The sequence below is a fragment of the Curtobacterium sp. MCSS17_016 genome (assembly GCF_003234255.2).
Classification (GTDB): Bacteria; Actinomycetota; Actinomycetes; order Actinomycetales; family Microbacteriaceae; genus Curtobacterium; species Curtobacterium flaccumfaciens.
This window is the reverse complement of record NZ_CP126254.1, coordinates 1,255,459-1,272,101: the sequence shown is the minus strand read 5'-3', so window position 1 is coordinate 1,272,101 and position 16,643 is coordinate 1,255,459. Positions and strand designations below refer to the sequence as shown.

At 71.5% G+C, this 16,643-nt stretch carries 15 protein-coding genes; 6 read left to right on the top strand and 9 right to left on the bottom strand.

Features of this window, described 5'->3' with window-relative positions; all coding sequences use genetic code 11:
- Positions 1–89: 89 nt before the first annotated feature.
- From DEJ19_RS06115 to DEJ19_RS06105, 3 genes are all read right to left on the bottom strand, one after another.
- Positions 90–707 (bottom strand): CE1759 family FMN reductase, encoded by a 618-nt coding sequence (locus tag DEJ19_RS06115; protein ID WP_111233662.1) that lies wholly within the window; start codon positions 705–707, stop codon positions 90–92.
- 323 nt (positions 708–1,030) lie between these two features.
- Positions 1,031–1,300: a 30S ribosomal protein S15 gene (gene rpsO / locus DEJ19_RS06110; protein WP_017885935.1), complete on the bottom strand. Its 270-nt coding sequence runs from the start codon at positions 1,298–1,300 to the stop codon at positions 1,031–1,033.
- Between the two features lie 100 nt (positions 1,301–1,400).
- Positions 1,401–1,850 carry a VanZ family protein gene (locus DEJ19_RS06105; RefSeq protein WP_084741173.1) on the bottom strand — a complete coding sequence of 150 codons (450 nt, stop codon included), beginning with the start codon at positions 1,848–1,850 and terminating at the stop codon, positions 1,401–1,403.
- A 182-nt stretch (positions 1,851–2,032) separates the two neighbouring features.
- Here DEJ19_RS06105 and DEJ19_RS06100 point away from each other — a divergent pair, with 182 nt between their 5' ends.
- The 3 genes from DEJ19_RS06100 to DEJ19_RS06090 are packed head-to-tail and all read left to right on the top strand — an operon-like array spanning position 2,033 to position 4,516.
- Complete coding sequence (locus DEJ19_RS06100; protein ID WP_146250689.1) at positions 2,033–3,109, top strand: glycoside hydrolase family 6 protein; 1,077 nt, start codon at positions 2,033–2,035, stop codon at positions 3,107–3,109.
- Positions 3,110–3,167: 58 nt separating this feature from the next.
- Positions 3,168–4,217, top strand: a complete 1,050-nt coding sequence (locus DEJ19_RS06095; RefSeq protein WP_110864719.1) for a M4 family metallopeptidase — start codon at positions 3,168–3,170, stop codon at positions 4,215–4,217.
- 29 nt (positions 4,218–4,246) lie between these two features.
- Positions 4,247–4,516: a protealysin inhibitor emfourin gene (locus tag DEJ19_RS06090; protein ID WP_111100781.1), complete on the top strand. Its 270-nt coding sequence runs from the start codon at positions 4,247–4,249 to the stop codon at positions 4,514–4,516.
- Between the two features lie 150 nt (positions 4,517–4,666).
- Here DEJ19_RS06090 and DEJ19_RS06085 read toward each other — a convergent pair whose 3' ends face one another.
- From DEJ19_RS06085 to DEJ19_RS06075, 3 genes are all read right to left on the bottom strand, one after another.
- Positions 4,667–6,910, bottom strand: a complete 2,244-nt coding sequence (locus tag DEJ19_RS06085; protein WP_258377441.1) for a HelD family protein — start codon at positions 6,908–6,910, stop codon at positions 4,667–4,669.
- 78 nt (positions 6,911–6,988) lie between these two features.
- Positions 6,989–7,825 (bottom strand): aldo/keto reductase, encoded by an 837-nt coding sequence (locus DEJ19_RS06080; protein WP_111233664.1) that lies wholly within the window; start codon positions 7,823–7,825, stop codon positions 6,989–6,991.
- Positions 7,825–8,196 (bottom strand): FKBP-type peptidyl-prolyl cis-trans isomerase, encoded by a 372-nt coding sequence (locus DEJ19_RS06075; protein WP_173035534.1) that lies wholly within the window; start codon positions 8,194–8,196, stop codon positions 7,825–7,827. The genes DEJ19_RS06080 and DEJ19_RS06075 overlap by 1 nt, the downstream gene beginning before the upstream one ends.
- A 69-nt stretch (positions 8,197–8,265) precedes the next feature.
- On the opposite strand from DEJ19_RS06075, the gene DEJ19_RS06070 reads away from it, so the two are divergent.
- Positions 8,266–9,585 carry an MFS transporter gene (locus DEJ19_RS06070; RefSeq protein WP_084741172.1) on the top strand — a complete coding sequence of 440 codons (1,320 nt, stop codon included), beginning with the start codon at positions 8,266–8,268 and terminating at the stop codon, positions 9,583–9,585.
- A 191-nt stretch (positions 9,586–9,776) separates the two neighbouring features.
- Positions 9,777–10,862: a YihY/virulence factor BrkB family protein gene (locus DEJ19_RS06065; protein ID WP_110864715.1), complete on the top strand. Its 1,086-nt coding sequence runs from the start codon at positions 9,777–9,779 to the stop codon at positions 10,860–10,862.
- Positions 10,863–10,937: 75 nt separating this feature from the next.
- Here the strand turns inward: DEJ19_RS06065 and DEJ19_RS06060 are convergent, their stop codons facing one another.
- From DEJ19_RS06060 to DEJ19_RS06050, 3 genes are all read right to left on the bottom strand, one after another.
- Positions 10,938–12,425: an aspartate ammonia-lyase gene (locus DEJ19_RS06060; RefSeq protein WP_111233665.1), complete on the bottom strand. Its 1,488-nt coding sequence runs from the start codon at positions 12,423–12,425 to the stop codon at positions 10,938–10,940.
- A gap of 704 nt (positions 12,426–13,129) precedes the next feature.
- Positions 13,130–13,426, bottom strand: coding sequence for a hypothetical protein (locus DEJ19_RS06055; protein ID WP_027464739.1), 297 nt, complete (start codon positions 13,424–13,426; stop codon positions 13,130–13,132).
- Positions 13,426–14,682 (bottom strand): inorganic phosphate transporter, encoded by a 1,257-nt coding sequence (locus tag DEJ19_RS06050; RefSeq protein ID WP_035807670.1) that lies wholly within the window; start codon positions 14,680–14,682, stop codon positions 13,426–13,428. Before DEJ19_RS06050 ends, DEJ19_RS06055 begins: the two co-directional genes overlap by 1 nt.
- A gap of 115 nt (positions 14,683–14,797) precedes the next feature.
- Between DEJ19_RS06050 and DEJ19_RS06045 the strand changes: the two genes are divergently transcribed.
- A complete protein-coding gene (locus DEJ19_RS06045; protein ID WP_027464738.1) occupies positions 14,798–16,486 on the top strand; it encodes a cation:proton antiporter in 1,689 nt (562 codons plus the stop codon).
- Positions 16,487–16,643: the final 157 nt, after the last annotated feature.

Sequence of the window (16,643 nt, the reverse complement as noted above, 5' to 3'; positions counted from 1 at the left end):
GCCAGCCGCGCACCCGCCGCGCACCGACCGTACGAACCCTGTGGTCCGTCTAAGAGCACGTGCTCCCGTCGACGGCGGCGGGACGCGGGTCAGTGGCCGAGGCCGCCGAGCAGGCTCGCGAAGTCCGGGGTCGCGGGGAGCGCATCGGCTTCCTGCGGGGCTCGCCTGGAGGCCCGGATCGCCCAGGCCAGGTCGGCTCCGGCCCGGCGGATGCGACCGTCCAGGGCGGCCGCGTCACCGTCGGTCCCCCAGTCGTCGGTCGCGGCGAAGACCCCGGTGGGCACGATCGCCGCGCGCAGGTACGCGAAGACGGGCCGCAGGGCGTGGTCGATCGCGAGGGAGTGCCGCGAGGTCCCGCCGGTGGCCCCGAGCAGGACGGGCATGTCGGCCAACGAGTCCTTGTCGAGCACGTCCAGGAACGACTTCGCCAGTCCGCTGACGCCCGCGGTGAAGATCGGCGTGACGAACACGACGGCGTCGGCCTCGACCACGGCGGCCATCGCTGCGGAGAGCGCCGGGGCCGCGAAGCCGGTGAGCATCGCGTCGGTGATCTCGTGCGCGAGCGGCCGGAGTTCGACGTGCACGACGTGTGCCGGGGTGCCCTCGGCGACGAGTGACGCGACGGCGGCCTCGCCCAGGCGGTCGGCGAGCAGGCGGGTGGAGCTGGGCTCGGAGAGTCCGGCGGAGACGACGGCGATGGTGGTCATGATGCTTCCCGACTTTCGATGCGTTTGCATGAACATAGCATCCAACCGGGTTGCCGCCACAACCATTCCCGCCGTCGAGCATCGTGCTGATCGGTCACGACTCCCCGCGCGCTGACCGCCGAGCGGTCACGAAGTGTCGCGTGAGACCGTGGTGGCCGACGAGTCGTGACCGCTGGACGAGCGCGGGCGACGTGTCGTGACCGACCGAGGACGGAGTGCGGCCGGAGCGGGGCCCCGCCGAGCGTCGAACGCCCCGCGGAACGAAGAACGCCCCGGTCCTCACGAGGAGGACCGGGGCGTTCGGTCAAGCGTGTGTCGGTCGACTAGCGACGCAGGCCGAGGCGCTCGATGAGCGTGCGGTAGCGGGCGATGTCGACGTCGGAGAGGTAGCCGAGGAGACGGCGACGCTGACCGACCATGAGGAGCAGGCCACGACGCGAGTGGTGGTCGTGCTTGTGCTCCTTGAGGTGCTCGTTCAGGTCGTTGATACGACGCGTCAGAACGGCGACCTGGACCTCGGGGGATCCGGTGTCGCCCGGGTGGGTCGCGTACTCTTCGATGATCTCCTGCTTGACCTGTGCGTCAAGTGCCATGGTGATCCCCTTCCTGTCCGTTGCGCGGTGCCCGTGCCTGATGCGCGAGCGCTCTTTGTCCGCGGCCGTTCGACGGCAACCGCACAAGACTACCAGAGTCCTAGGCGGTCCTGGGGTGCAGACGGCGTCGGCGGCGACGCTCCGGCAGCAGACTGCGGACGAGTCCGACCAGCGTGGCGCCGAGCAGACCGCCGAGGCCGTTCGACAGCACGTCGCGCGGGTCCGCGACGCGGTACGGCAGGTAGGTGGCCTGCGCGAACTCGATGCCCGTGGACAGGGCGACCGCGACGAGCGCGCCGAGGATCCACCAGCGCCGGGGCAGCCACAGCGCCGCGAGCATCCCCACGGGCACGAACATCGCGATGTTGGCGAGGAACTCGGTGCGCTCGTACGTGAACCAGGCACCGTGCGGCAGCTGCTGCACCCAGGCGATCGCGTGCAGCACGAGGGAGTTCTGGGCCGAGGTGAAGACCTGCGGGGTCAGCGTCATCCGCCAGATCACCCAGGCGTAGCCCGCGGTCAGGGCGAGGAGGAGGAGTCGACGGAACATCCGCACAGTGTGCTGCACGGTCCTGCGCGGTCGCTGGAGCGCTCCTGTCAGCCGTCGGTGCGACACCTGGGCGATCGCGGATCGGCGCTGGTCAGGACTCCCCCGCACCTGTCAGCATGGGTCCGGGCGCGATCGGTGCCCGCACCACCGACACCGCACGGTCAGATCAGGAGCACCGCAGCATGCCGGAGCACGAGGCACCCAGCACCCCACGCCGCAACCGCACCGGCGGCCTGCGGCAGTGGGGGTGGATCGCCGCTGCGGCCGTCGTCGTCGCCGCGGTCGTCACGACCCTCGTGGTCGTCGGCCCGTGGAACGGCGGCCAGCCGGACGGTGACCGTACCCCGAGCGGCCGCAGCGTCGCCGAGCGGAAGTCCGCGGCCGAGGCGTTCCCGGGCGGGCTCGCGCGCCAGCCGACCGCCGTGAACCAGGCCGGCCTCCGCGAGCGCCAGGCCCGTGCCGACGGTGACACCCAGACCGCCGAGCAGATCGCGGTGATCGCCGACCAGCCGATCGCGACGTGGCTGACGAACACCTCGCGGGCCGAGACCCGCTCCACGATCCGGTCGGTGGTCAGCACGGCCGAGCAACGCGGTGGCACCCCCGTGTTCGTCCTCTACAACATCCCGGACCGTGACTGCGGCAGCTACTCGAAGGGCGGCACCGAGGACGACGCCTACCTGCCGTGGGTCCGGTCCGCCGTCCGGGCGATGGCCGGTTCGCACGCGGTCGTGCTCGTCGAACCCGACTCGATCGCCCAGGTCCAGAACTGCGAGCGGCTGCGCGACGAACGCCTGCCCCTGCTGCGGAAGGCCGTCGACGCCCTGACCGGCCACGGGCTCACCGTGTACCTGGACGGCGGCAACGAGAACCGTGTGCCGACCGCCACCATGGCCGACTGGCTGCGGCAGGCCGGCGTCGACGAGGTGCAGGGCTTCTTCACGAACGTGTCGAACTTCTACCGGGTCGACCAGGAGCGCGCGTACGCCGACGAGCTCGCCGACGCGATCGGCGGCGACCCGCACTTCGTCATCGACGTCTCCCGCAACGGGCAGGGGTGGCGGGGCACCTGGTGCAACCCCGAGGGCGCCGGCCTCGGCCAGGAGCCGCACGTCACCGGCGGCAGCACCCGGCTCGACGCCCTGCTCTGGGTGAAGACGCCCGGGCTCAGCGACGGCACCTGCAACGGCGGCCCCGCGGCCGGCCAGTGGTGGGAGTCGTACGCGCTGGCCCTCGTCGAGCACCGCAAGCGCGACTGACGACGCCGCAAGACGGCCCGCGCAGGGCCGTGTCGGTGCCCGGTGGTTGCATGTGCGCATGACCGCGACCGACCGCATCCGCTCCGTCGTCCCGCCCTACTTGCTCCGCGCCGTCGCCGACGCCGATGCGTTCCCACGGGCGGCCTCGGCGGCACGCACCGCACTGGCCTCGCTCGACGCCGTGCAGGCGCCGAAGCACGCGCACCTGGTCGCACCGCGCAGCGTCAGCGGCGCCGTCGACCGCTCCCCGCAGCGGACGATCACCGACGCGCACGGCACCACGACGCTGCCCGGCACCGTCGTCCGGCGCGAGGGCGACGCCGACTCCGGTGACGCCGCGGTCGACGAGGCGTACGCGGGCCTCGGCGCCACGCACGCCTTCTGGCTCGAGGTGTTCGACCGGGTGTCGATCGACGGCGCCGGACTCCCCCTCGACGCGACCGTGCACTACGGCCAGGACTACGACAACGCCTACTGGGACGGCAACCGGATGGTGTTCGGCGACGGCGACGACGAGGTGTTCCGCCGCTTCACCGTCGCGCTCGACGTCATCGGCCACGAGCTCGCGCACGGCGTCACGCAGTACACCGCCGACCTGACCTACCAGGGCCAGTCGGGCGCCCTCAACGAGTCGATCAGCGACGTCTTCGGTTCCCTGGTCGCCCAGTACGCGGCGGGGCAGACGGCGGAGCAGGCGAGCTGGCTCATCGGCGAGGGGCTGTTCACCGACGCCGTGCAGGGCGACGCGCTCCGGTCGATGCGGGCCCCAGGCACCGCGTACGACGACCCGGTGCTCGGGAAGGACCCGCAGCCGGCGACCATGGCCGGTTTCGTCGTCACCACGGACGACGCCGGCGGGGTCCACACGAACTCCGGCATCCCGAACCACGCGTTCTTCCTGACGGCCACGGCCATCGGCGGCCCCGCGTGGCTGGGTGCCGGCGCCGTCTGGTGGGACGCCCTGACGTCGGCCGAGGTGACCGCCTCGATCGACTTCGCGGGGTTCGCGACCGTCACCGTCGACGCGGCCGGGCGGCGGTTCGGGGACGGTTCCGCCGAGCAGACCGCGGTCCGTCAGGCCTGGCAGCAGGTGGGCGTGCTCGACTGAGCAGGCCACCCGGGCGTAGCGTCGAGGGCATGCGCATCGAGGTCCGCCGCTCCGGGGGCTTCGCCGGCACCACACGGCGCTGGCGGGTCGACACCGACACGAGCAGCGACCCCACGGCGTGGTCCGACGTCGTCGACGCGCTGCGGCGCACCCCGGCACCGACGGCACCGCCCGTCCCCGACGACTTCAGCTGGACGATCACCGTCGAGCGCACCACCGTGACGATCCCGGGTCGCCGCCTCGACGGTCCGTGGGCCGACCTGGTCGCGCGGGTGCGGTCCGAAGGCGACCCGACCTGAGCCGGGAGGCCCGTGGCGGGCCCGCACCGGGCCTCCCGTCCGCCCCGCGGGGACGCCACCACCCACCGATCGTGCGCAGGAACGGTCGCGTGGGACCGACGGAGCCGACCGTTCCTGCTCATGAAGCGCGCGGGGACGCGCGCACGACCGTCAGTCGACGTCGATGACCGTCAGGCGACGGGTCGGACGCGTCATCGCGACGTACACCGCGGCGGCGGCGCGGGCGGCGTCGGCACCCACGCCGTCCGGGTCGACGAGCAGCACGCCGTCGAACTCCAATCCCTTGGCGTCCGCACCCGTCAGCACCGTGAGCGAGCCGGCGTTCGGCGAGGCGAGGCCCCGGACGTCCGCCTCGGTGCGGGCGAGCCGCTGCCGGACCGTGTCGACCTGGGCCTCGGGGACGATGACGCCGATGGTGCCGGAGCCGATTCGGGCACGCTCGGCGTCGGCGACCGCCACGACGGTGTCGAGCAGGTCGGCCCGGGCGACGCGGACGCGCTCGACGGGGTCACCGTCGCGAACGGCCTCGTTGCGGGTGACCGTGAGGCCGGCGCTGTCCGCGAAGGCCCCGGCGGCCTCGACGATGGAGCGCGGGGTGCGGTAGTTCACCGTGAGCTGCTCGATGCGGTGGTCGAGCGGCACCTGCGGCGCACGGCCGCGTCGGCGACGCGCGAGCGCCCCGATGACGTCGTCCCAGGTGCGTGCTGCACCCGGCGAGGAGCCCTGCGCCATGTCGCCGACGATCGTGAAGGAGCGCAGTGGGTTGCGGCGGGCGAGCACGCGCCACTGCATCGGCGAGAGCTCCTGCGCCTCGTCGACGACGATGTGCCCGTAGGTCCACTCGCGGTCGTCGGCGGCGCGCTCGGCGGTGGAGCGGGGGTCGCCGCCCTCGGCGAACGAGCCGGCGACCTGCTCGGCGCTGACGATGCCCTCGACACCCATGTTCTCGATGGCCTGGCGGGCGTTCTCGATGTCGCGGTTCCGGCTGGCCTTCGCCGCGCGTTTGGCGGCGCCGCCGGTCGGGTCGAACGGGCCGAGCAGTTCGGCGGCCTCGTCGAGCAGGGGGACGTCCTCGACGGTCCAGGCCGTGCCGCGGGCGCGCTGCAGCAGGGCGCGGCGCTCCGGGGTCCAGTCGGGGGTGAGCGAGGCGAGCCAGTTCGGCCGGGCGTAGAGGTCCTCGAGGAACTTCTCGGGCGGCAGCGGCAACCACGCGGTGTTGAGCAGCACGCGGGCGTCGTACGAGCTCCGGATGTCCTCGCGCAGGACCTTCTCGTCGGCCTCGTCCACCGTGGTGCCGCGCTCCCGCAGCTGCTCGGCGAGCAGGCGGGTCATCGCGTCGAGGGCGGTCTTGTTGAACGTGACGCGGGCGGCGTTGTGCGGCTTGCCGCGGTCCTGCGCGCGCTTCATGGCGTCGGCGACGAGCTGCGGCGGCACGACGAGCCGCTCGCCCTCGATGTCGAGCGTGACCGACTCGGTCGGCACGACCTGGCGCGAGCGCACGGCCCGGCGCAGCAGTGACGCCATCTGCGCGGCGCCCTTCACGGCGGCGACGTCGCGGGTGTCGTGCGTCGTCGCGTGCACGCCCGGGTAGAGCGAGCCGAGCGACGCCATCACGACACCGGTCTCGCCGAGCGACGGGAGCACCTGCTCGATGTACGTCAGGAACGCCGGGGACGGGCCGACCATGAGCACGCCGGAGCCCCGCAGCCGCTCGCGGTAGGAGTAGAGCAGGTAGGCCGCGCGGTGCAGCGCCACGGCGGTCTTGCCGGTACCGGGGCCGCCCTGCACGATGAGCACGCCCTCGAGCGGGGAGCGGATGATGCGGTCCTGCTCGCCCTGGATCGTCGCGACGATGTCGGTCATCCGACCGGTGCGCTCGGCGGTCACCGCGGCGAGCAGCGCCCCTTCACCCTGCAGGTGGGTCCGCTCGTCGTCGTAGAGCGAGGCGTCGAACACCTCGTCCTCGACGCCGACCACGCGACGGCCCTGCAGGGACAGGTGCCGACGGGAGCGCATGCCCATCGGGTGCGCGGCGGTGGCCTGGTAGAAGGCGCTCGCACCGGGGACGCGCCAGTCGAGCAGCAGCGGCCGGTGCTCGGCGTCGCGCAGCCCCACACGGCCGATGTACCGGAAGGTGTCGTCTGGGCTGTCGGGCTCGGCGACCTCGAGCCGGCCGAAGACCAGACGGTCCCCCACCCGCTCGAGCGTCGCGACGGTGTCCTCGTAGAGCCGCGCGTACGCGTCGCGCTCGCTGCGGCTCTGGTGGTTCCCGCCGACCGCCTGTCGGCGGGTCTCGGCGAGGCGCTGTTCGGCCTCGGCGGTCAGCTCGTCGAGACGACGGAAGAGGCCGTCGACGTAGCCGCGTTCACGGTCGATCTCGGTCGGTTCGGACACACGCAACCCTTCGGGAAGAGGGGGAACCAGTGTACTGCCCACCGGGAGCCCCGCTGTCCCCGAAGGGTCGCGTCGGAGTCACATCTCTTCGTGCGTGTCCGGGTCGCCGTCCCACAGACGACCGCGCTCGAGCGCGGAGATCGCCTGCACCTCGTCGTCGGTCAGCTCGAAGCCGAAGACGTCGATGTTCTCCTTCTGGCGGGCGGCGTCACCCGACTTCGGCACCGGCACGGCACCGAGCTGGACGTGCCAGCGCAGCACGACCTGGCCGGGTGCCACACCGTGCGCCGCGGCGGCGTCGACGATCGGCTGCTCGGTGAGCAGTTCCGACCGCTTCGCGAGCGGGCTCCAGCTCTCGGTCACGATGCCGAGCTCCTCGTGCACCTTCCGCAGTTCCGCCTGGGGGAAGTACGGGTGCAGCTCCACCTGGTTGACGGCCGGGGCGACCCCGGTGGCGTCGACGATCCGGCGCAGGTGCTCGGGCGTGAAGTTCGAGACGCCGATCGAGCGGACCTTGCCGCTGTCACGCAGGTCGACGAACGCCTTCCAGGTGTCGACGAACCGGTCCACCGACGGGTTCGGCCAGTGGATCAGGTACAGGTCGACGTGGTCGAGCCCCAGGTTGCCGAGGGTCTCGTCGATCGAGCGGTGCGCCTCGTCGTAGCCGTGGTGCCGGCCCGGGAGCTTCGAGGTGACGACGAGGTCCTCGCGTGCCACCTCGGACTCGCGGACGGCGCGGCCGACGGCGTCCTCGTTGCCGTAGTTCAGCGCCGTGTCGAGCAGCCGGTAGCCGCTCGTGATCGCGGTGCCGACCGCCGCCGCGCCCTCGTCGCCGTTCAGGCCGTAGGTGCCGAGGCCGAGTTCCGGGAACCGGTGGCCGTCGTTCAGCTCGATCGTCGGGGCGCCGACCTGCATCAGCGGACCCCGAGCAGGTCGATCACGAAGATGAGGGTCTTGCCGGACAGGAAGTGGCCACCACCGGCGGGGCCGTAGGCGAGCTCCGGCGGGACGACGAGCTTGCGGCGACCGCCGACCTTCATGCCGGGGATGCCCTCCTGCCAGCCGCGCACCAGGGCCGCGAGCGGGAAGTCGATGGGCTCGCCGCGGTTCCAGGAGCTGTCGAACTCCTCGCCGGTCTCGTACTCGACCCCGGCGTAGTGGACCTTGACGGTGGAGCCGGCGGACGCTTCCTCGCCGGAGCCCTCGACGATGTCGGTGATGACGAGCTCGGTGGGGGCGGGGCCCTCGGGGGCGTCGAACTCGGGCTTGCTGTTCAGGTCAGTCATGCCGATCAGTCAACCAGAGCGCGCACCGGGCACGCGCAACGAGCGTCCAGCCCGCAGAATGGTTCCACCGTGACACCATCGACTCCCGCACCGCCGCGCCGCCGCCTGCTCGCCGACCTCACCCCGCTCCGCCGCTCCCCCGCCTTCGCCCGGCTGTGGGCCGGCACCGCGATCGCCGGCATCGGCACACAGATGACCACCGTCGCCGTCGGGCTCGAGGTCTACGAGATCACCCGCTCGACCTTCGCCGTGGCCCTGGTCGGTGTCATCGCGCTCGTGCCGATGATCGTCGCCGGCCTGTACGGCGGGATGCTCGCCGATGCCTTCGACCGACGCCTCGTCGCGCTCGTGTCGTCGATCATCGCGTGGGTCGCCGTCGCCCTGATCGCCACGCACGCCTGGCTCGACCTGCACAGCGTCGCACTGCTCTACGTGCTCGCGACGGTCAACGCCGTGGCCGCCACCGTCAGCAACGCCTCCCGCTCGGCCATCGTCCCGCGGCTCGTCGGCACCGACCTGCTGCCCGCGGCGAGCGCCCTGGGCGGGATCGCGTCCGGGTTCCAGGTCACCGTGGGTCCGGCGATCGCCGGCGTGCTCATCGCGACCGTCGGGTTCGCGCCGACGTACACGATCGACGTCGTGCTGTTCACGTTCGCGTTCCTCGGGGTGTTCACGCTGCCCCGGATGGCCGCCGACCACGACGCACTGCGGCCGGGGCTCGGATCGCTCATCGAGGGCGCGAAGTTCCTGCGGCGGTCACGCAACATCACGATGACGTTCGTGCTCGACATCATCGCGATGACCTTCGGGCAGCCGCGCGTGCTGTTCCCCGCGATCGGCGCACTCGTCATCGGCGGCGGGTCGATCACCGTCGGCACCCTGACCGCCGCGTACGCGATCGGGGCGCTGCTGTCGAGCGTGTTCTCCGGGCCGCTCGGGCACGTCCGACGCCAGGGTGAGGCCGTCGGCTGGGCCATCACGGCGTACGGCGGGGCGATCGCGGCGTTCGGTGTGGTCATCGCGTTGGCGCACGTGCTCGGCGGCCGCTCGGGTGAGGCGTTCGGCGTCGAGATCCTGCCGGCGCTCGGGCTCGCGGCGCTGTTCCTGGCCATGGCCGGCGGTGCGGACAACGTCAGCTCGGTGTTCCGGAACACGATCCTGCAGGCGGCGTCGCCGGACGGCATGCGCGGTCGGCTGCAGGGCATCTTCATCGTCGTGGTCACGGGCGGCCCGCGGCTCGGTGACCTGTACGCCGGCCTGGTCGTCGCGGCCGGCATCGCGTACCCGCCGGTCATCGGCGGCGTGCTGATCATCGGCCTCGTCGCGCTGCTGCTCCGGATGGTCCCCTCGTTCCGCCGCTACGACGCCCTGCACCCCCACGCCAACTGACCGCGGGCCGCGGTCGAGTGCGGGTCCGCAAGACACCGGTGTTCGCGCGTGGAACACCCGCGTTCCGCGGTGCGGAACGTGAACACCGGTGTCTTGCAGGAGCTCGCGACGCGACCGAAGGGCGGACGGGAGGCGCGGGGCGGGCCCGCCACGGGCCTCCAGGCCGTCACGTGTCGGGTACCGTACGACACATGCCGGACAGCGCATCGCGCGACCTCCAGCGGACGGGAGTCCGCGCCGTCGTCCGGCGCACCTACCACTCGGTCATCCGGCACCGCGTCGTCGACGCGGCCGCGTCGCTGACGTTCTTCGCGCTGCTGACGGTGTTCCCGACCGCGCTGGCGGTCGTGTCGGCGCTGTCGATCGTCGACCGCAAGGGCGACAGCCTGACCGACATCGTCGAGGTTCTCGGGTTCATCGTCCGGCCGGAGACCGCCGAGCACCTCGAGGGGCCGCTCCGGCAGCTGCTGACCCTGGACAACCCGTGGCTCGGGTTCACGATCGGCGTCGTGCTGACGCTCTGGTCGCTGTCCGGCTACGCGACGGCGTTCGGGCGGGCGATGAACACCGCCTACGAGGTCGAGGAGGGCCGGCGGATCTGGAAGTTCCGCAGCATGATGCTCCTCGTCACGCTGCTCGTCATGGTCGGCGGCGCCGTCGCCATCGTCATCCTGCTCGGGACGCCGACGATCTCCGAGGCCGTCATCCGGCAGCTCGGGTGGGCGCCCTGGATCGACGACGTGTGGAACGTGGTGAAGTGGCCGGTGCTCGCGGCCGACCTCGTCGTGATGGTGGCGGTGCTCTACTACGCGACGCCGAACGTGAAGACCCCGCAGCTGCGGTGGGTGTCGGCCGGTGCCGCGTTCGCGATCGTGACCTGGGCCATAGCCACGGTGGGGTTCGCCCTCTACGTGGAGACCCTCGGTGGCGGGAACCGCGCCTACGGGTGGCTCGGTGGCGCGATCCTGCTGCTCGTGTACCTGTACATCTCGAACTTCGTGCTCGTGGTCGGCGGGGAGCTCGACTCCGAGGTGATCCGGATGCGGCAGCTGCTCGCCGGCATCGAGGCGGACGAGTCGATCCGGCTGCCGCTGCGGGACGTCACGCGGAACTTCACGCTCGCGCGCTGGCGGGACCAGGACATCGCGGCCGCGCAGCACGTGCGGGCCGAGGCCGCGCGGGTGGCCGAGGAAGAGGACGCCGAACTGACCCCGAACGAGGAGCACCTGCGGGCGATGGCGCAGCAGGTGCGGGTGGGCGAGCGCCCCCTGCCGTGACGGGGTCGCGGGTGCGTGGGCGCGTGCCCGCGCTTGTGCCGGCGTGCGCGTGTGCCTGCACGCGCCCGCCCCGCGTCAGCGCTTGCGCGCCTCGGCGTCCAGCATCTCCTCGGTGATGATCGGGATCGCACCCGTCGCCAGCTCGATGCCCGACAGCCGTGCCGGGCTGAGCACGCGCATGACCTGGTCCTCCTCCATCAGGCCCGCGGCCACGACGAGCGTCGAGATCGGCGTCGAGGTGGTCAGCGCCGTGTGCGCGATCGACGCAGCCGCCGCGTACCCGATGTACGGCGTCAGCGCGGTGACGACGCCGACGTTCGTGTCGACCTGGGCTGCGAGCTTCGCCTCGTTCGCCTCGATGCCGACGACGCAGTGCTCGCGCAGGGTCGCACAGCCGCGGGACATCCACTGCAGCGACTGCAGGATCGAGTGGGCGATGATCGGCTCGAAGGCGTTGAGCTGCAGCTGCCCGCTCTCCGCCGCCATCGTCACGGTGGTGTCCGCCCCCGCGACCGCGTAGGCGATCTGGTTCACGACCTCGGGGATCACCGGGTTGACCTTGCCCGGCATGATCGACGAGCCGGCCTGGCGAGCCGGCAACGTGATCTCGCCGAGGCCCGCCTGCGGACCGGACGACAGCAGCCGCAGGTCGTTGCAGATCTTCGAGAGCTTCGCGGCGCTGCGCTTCACGGTGCCGGACAGGGTCATGAACGCACCGGCGTCGCTCGTCGCCTCGATGAGGTCGGGGGCGGTGACGACGTCGATGCCGCTCGCCTCCTGCAGCTGCCGGCGGACCTCGTCGCGGTAGAGCGGGTCCGCGGTGATCCCGGTGCCGATCGCCGTCGCGCCGAGGTTCATCTCGGCGAGCAGCGGCATCACCTTGCGGAGCAGGTCTGCGTCCTCTTGGATCGTGTGCGAGAACCCGGTGAACTCCTGCCCGAGGGTCATCGGCACGGCGTCCTGCAGCTGCGTCCGGCCCACCTTCAGCACGTCGGCGAAGGCGCGGCCCCGCTCGGCGAACGCCGCGGAGAGTTCCTCGAGCTGCACGATCAGACGACGGACCCCGAAGATCATCGCGATCTTGATGCTCGTCGGGTACGTGTCGTTCGTCGACTGGCTGCGGTTCACGTGGTCGATCGGGTGCAGGTACGCGTAGTCGCCCCGCTCCCGCCCGAGGAGTTCGAGTGCCCGGTTCGCGAGCACTTCGTTCGTGTTCATGTTCGTGCTCGTGCCCGCGCCGCCCTGCACGACGTCGACGACGAACTGCTCGCGGAGCGCTCCGTCACGGACCTCCTGCGCCGCGCGGTCGATCGCCTCGGCGCGCTCCTCGTCGAGGACACCGATCGCCCGGTTCGCCCGCGCTGCCGCCTGCTTCACGGTGACGAGCGCCTCGATGAGGTCCGGGTACACGGCGATCGGCACGGAGGTGATCGGGAAGTTCTCCAGTGCCCGCAACGTGTTGATGCCCCAGTACGCGTCGTTCGGGACCTCCCGTGATCCCAGCGAGTCGCTCTCGGTCCGCGTCGTCGTCGTCGTCACAGGTGCCTCCTCGTTGCCGGTCACACGTCGAGGCTAGTCCCGTCCGTCCGGCCGGTCCGAGAACGCGCCGGGGCTGGGCGGAGCGGGCGGCGTGCCCGCGCGAGCGGGCGGAATGCCGCGGTCGCCTCGGCAACGCACGCTGGCATTCCGCCCGCTCGCCCGCGACGGACGGGAGGCCCGGTGCCAGGCCGCCACGGGCCTCCCGTCCGCCCCCCCGCGCACTTCGTGAGCAGAAGAGGTCGGGTTCCACACGGCGACTCGACATCTCCTGCTCACCAAGCGCGCCGCCCGCGCGAGCGGGCGGAATGGAGTGGTCGCCTTCGCGACGCACGGCGGCATTTCGCCCGCTCGCCCGCGACGGCCTGGAGGCCCGGTGCCAGGCCGCCACGGGCCTTCCGTCCGCCCGCCCGCGCACTTCATGAGCAGAAGAGGTCGGGTCACGGACGGCGACTCGACATCTGCTGCTCACCAAGCGCGCCGCCCGCGCGAGCGGGCGGAATGCCGGGGCCACTTCAGCCACGCACGGCGGCATTTCGCCCGCTCGCCCGCGACGGCCTGGAGGCCCGGTGCCAGGCCGCCACGGGCCTCCCGTCCGTCCGCCCGCGCCCTTCGTGAGCAGAAGAGGTCGGGTCACGGACGGCGACTCGACATCTTCTGCTCACCAAGCGCGCCGCCCGCGCGAGCGGGCGCGGCGGGCCCGGCGAACGCGCGACGAGTGAGCGTGCCCGTCAGTGGAACTGCGGGACGATGAGGTAGATGCCGTAGAGCACGACGGCGCCGCACACGACGAAGCAGGCGATGGCAGCGGCGCGGAGTGCGCGTGCGGCCGCCGAGGCTCCGGCGGGGTTCGGGAAGCCGGCGGTGGCCGGGCCGATCGTTCCGTCGTCCTTCACGGTGAACTTGCCTTCGCGGGTGTCGGCGGCACTCCAGAGACGGAGGCCGACCGAGTACACGGCGACGACGAAGCACGACGAGACCACGGCGACGAGCGCCACGGTGAGGAATGCGAACCAGTCGATGCCCATCAGCGACGGCCTCCCTTGCGGGCCGCCATGCGACGGAGCGTGCGCTCGCGGCTCAGTTCGGCGCGACGCTGGGCGACCGCGTCGGCACGCTTCTTGCGCTGCATGTCACGCAGCTCCTTGCGGGTCAGGACCGCGTTCGCGGCGACGTCGACCTCGATCGCGGAGGCCTGCTCGTGCGGCTTGCGGAGCGACCACAGGTACAGGCCGAGGATCACGACGGCGCCGATCACGGCGTCGAGCACGAGCCCGATGACGCCGAGGCGGGCGATGCCCGAAGCGACCGCACCGACCGCGGCGGCCGCGGGCAGGGTGATGAACCAGGCGATGACGATCTTGCCGGCGGTCGACCACTGGATCTTCGAGCCGCGGCGGCCGAGACCGGCACCGATGATCGAGCCCGAGGACACCTGCGTGGTGGACAGTGCGAAGCCCAGGTGGCTGGAGGCGAGGATCGTCGCGGCGGTCGAGGCCTCGGCGGCGAAGCCCTGCGTCGCACGGATCTCGGTGATGCCCGAGCCGAGGGTGCGGATGATGCGCCAACCGCCCGTGTAGGTACCGAGGGCGATCGCGAGGGCACAGGCGACGACGACCCAGAACTGCACGCCCTGGTTGGACGACTGCGCGCCCGAGGCGATGAGGGTCAGTGTGATGACACCCATCGTCTTCTGCGCGTCGTTGGTACCGTGCGCCAGGGACACCATCGAGCTGGTGAAGACCTGCCCGATGCGGAACCCGCCACGCTCGTTCGGGAACACCGGACGCTTCGTGATCCGGTACGCGATGCGCGTCGACAGGAACGACACGAGCGCGGCGATCACGGGCGAGGCGAACGCCGGGATGATCACCACCGTCAGCAGCGCGACGTAGTTGACCGACTGGAACCCGGCACCGACGATCGCGGCACCGATGAGCCCGCCGAACAACGCGTGCGACGACGACGACGGCAGCCCGCGGAGCCACGTGATCATGTTCCAGACGACTGCCCCGATCAGGCCCGCGAAGATCATCTCGGGGCTGATGGCGACGCCACCGGGCCCCTCGTTGATCAACCCGTGCGAGATCGACGTCGCCACGGCGGTGCTGAGGAACGCACCGACCAGGTTGAGCACCGCAGCGACGGTGACCGCCACCTTGGGCTTCATGGCGCCGGTCGCGATCGGGGTCGCCATCGCGTTGGCGGTGTCGTGAAAACCGTTTGTGAAGTCGAAGAAGAGGGCCAACGCGATGACCAGGACGACTATGAGTGTGATGTCCACCGCGGGCAAGTGTCCCAGGCGTCGGCCCTTCGAGCAAACCTGATCGGCAACCTGTTGTTCACCGCAGCTTCACACTCGTTCAGCTTCGGAACCATGCCGATGGGAGAATGCGTCCATGGACACCGCTGAGCTCCTCATCCTGCTGATCGGATCGCTCGCGGTGACGGGGTTCGCCCGGGCCAAGGGACTCCCCGCTCCACTGCTCGTCACGGCGGTCGCCCTGGCCGCCTCGTTCCTGCCCGGGCTGCCGCCGATGGAGATCGACTCCGAGGTCATCCTCACGGTGATCCTGCCGCCGCTGCTCTACTCGGCGGCCCTCGACGTGTCGTGGCAGAGCTTCCGCGGCTCGATCAAGCAGATCCGACGGCTCGGCATCTTCCTGGTGATCGTCACCGCCCTGGTCGTCGGCGGGGTGGCGTACCTGCTCATCCCCGACATGACGCTGCCCGCGGCGATCCTGCTCGGCGCGATCGTCGCCCCGCCGGACGCGGTGTCCGCCGCCGCGATCGGCCGGAAGCTCGGACTCCCCCGCCGTGTCATGACCGTGCTGTCGGGCGAGAGCCTGATCAACGACGCGGCCTCGCTGACCCTGGTGCGGGTGTTCACGCTCATCATCGCGGGCACGTCGCTGACCATCTGGCAGGACCTCGGCATCTTCGGCCTGGCGATCGGCGTCGGTCTGGTCGTCGGCATCGTGCTCGGCGTCGTCGTGCACTGGATCCGGATGCGCATCAACGACCCCGTGGTCGAGACGATCATGAGCATCCTGCTGCCCTTCGTCGCCTACATCCTCGCCGAGGACCTGTCCGGCTCCGGGGTCATCGCGGTCGTCACGGCCGGCCTGTACATCGGCTACAACTCGCCGAAGGAGGGCTACGCCACCCGCCTGCAGGAGCGCCCGCTCTGGACGAGCATCGATGTCATCCTCGAGGGCTTCGTGTTCGCGCTCATCGGCCTGCAGCTCAACACCGTCGTGCAGGACCTGGTCGAGAGCGAGCGGAGCCTCGGGCAGACGCTCACCGCTGCGGCCGTCGTGCTCGCGGTGGTGATCCTGGTGCGGCCGCTGTTCGTGTTCGAGTCCTACGCGCGCAACCGGTTCAACGGGAAGTGGCTCCGGCCGCTGCGGATCAAGCTGTCCCGCGGGCACCCGTCGCTGCGCTGGATGCGCGGTTCCGCGGAGCCGAAGCTCAACTGGCGGGAGCTCACCGTCATCTCGTGGACGGGCATGCGCGGCGTGGTGACCCTTGCCGCAGCCGTGTCGGTCGTGGCGAGCCCGACGCAGATCCCGGCGCAGGACACCATCTTCATCATCGCCTTCTTCGTCACCGTCGGGACCCTGCTGCTGCAGGGACTCACCCTGCCCTTCGTCATCCGCGCGCTCAAGGTGCAGGACCCGGCCGAGGGCGAGGAGGACGTGCGCAGCGAGATGCGGCTCAACCAGCGGACCACCGAGGCCGCGATCGAGCTGCTCGAGAAACGGCGTCCGGCGTGGGCGAAGCAGTACGGCTCGGAAGCCGTCGACTCGGTGGTGAACCGGCTGAAGGCGCGGCTGGAGCGCCAGGCCGAGACGTTCCGTCAGGACGCCGAGGAAGAAGAGGACGAGGGGCGGAACGTCGCACTGCGCCTGCGTGGCTCGCAGATCCAGGACATCCGCCGCGAGCTCCTCGACCGGCGCCGCGAGATCGTGCTCGAGGAGCGGGAGAAGGGGAACCTCGACGAGGAGGTCATGCGCCGCGTGCTCGTGACCCTCGACGCGGAAGAGCTCGCGATGGACTCGGCGCAGGCGTCGCGCAGTCGCTCCTGAGCACCCCGGGCGTATCCTGGCGCTCCGATCGAGAGCAGGAGCAGAGCGCCGAGTGAGCACGCCGCGGAACGACGTCCCCAGGAACGACGACGGACCGGAGCGCCCCGGCGGTTCCCGTCCCACGCCGCCGAAGCCGCGCGGGACCCGGCCCTCCGCA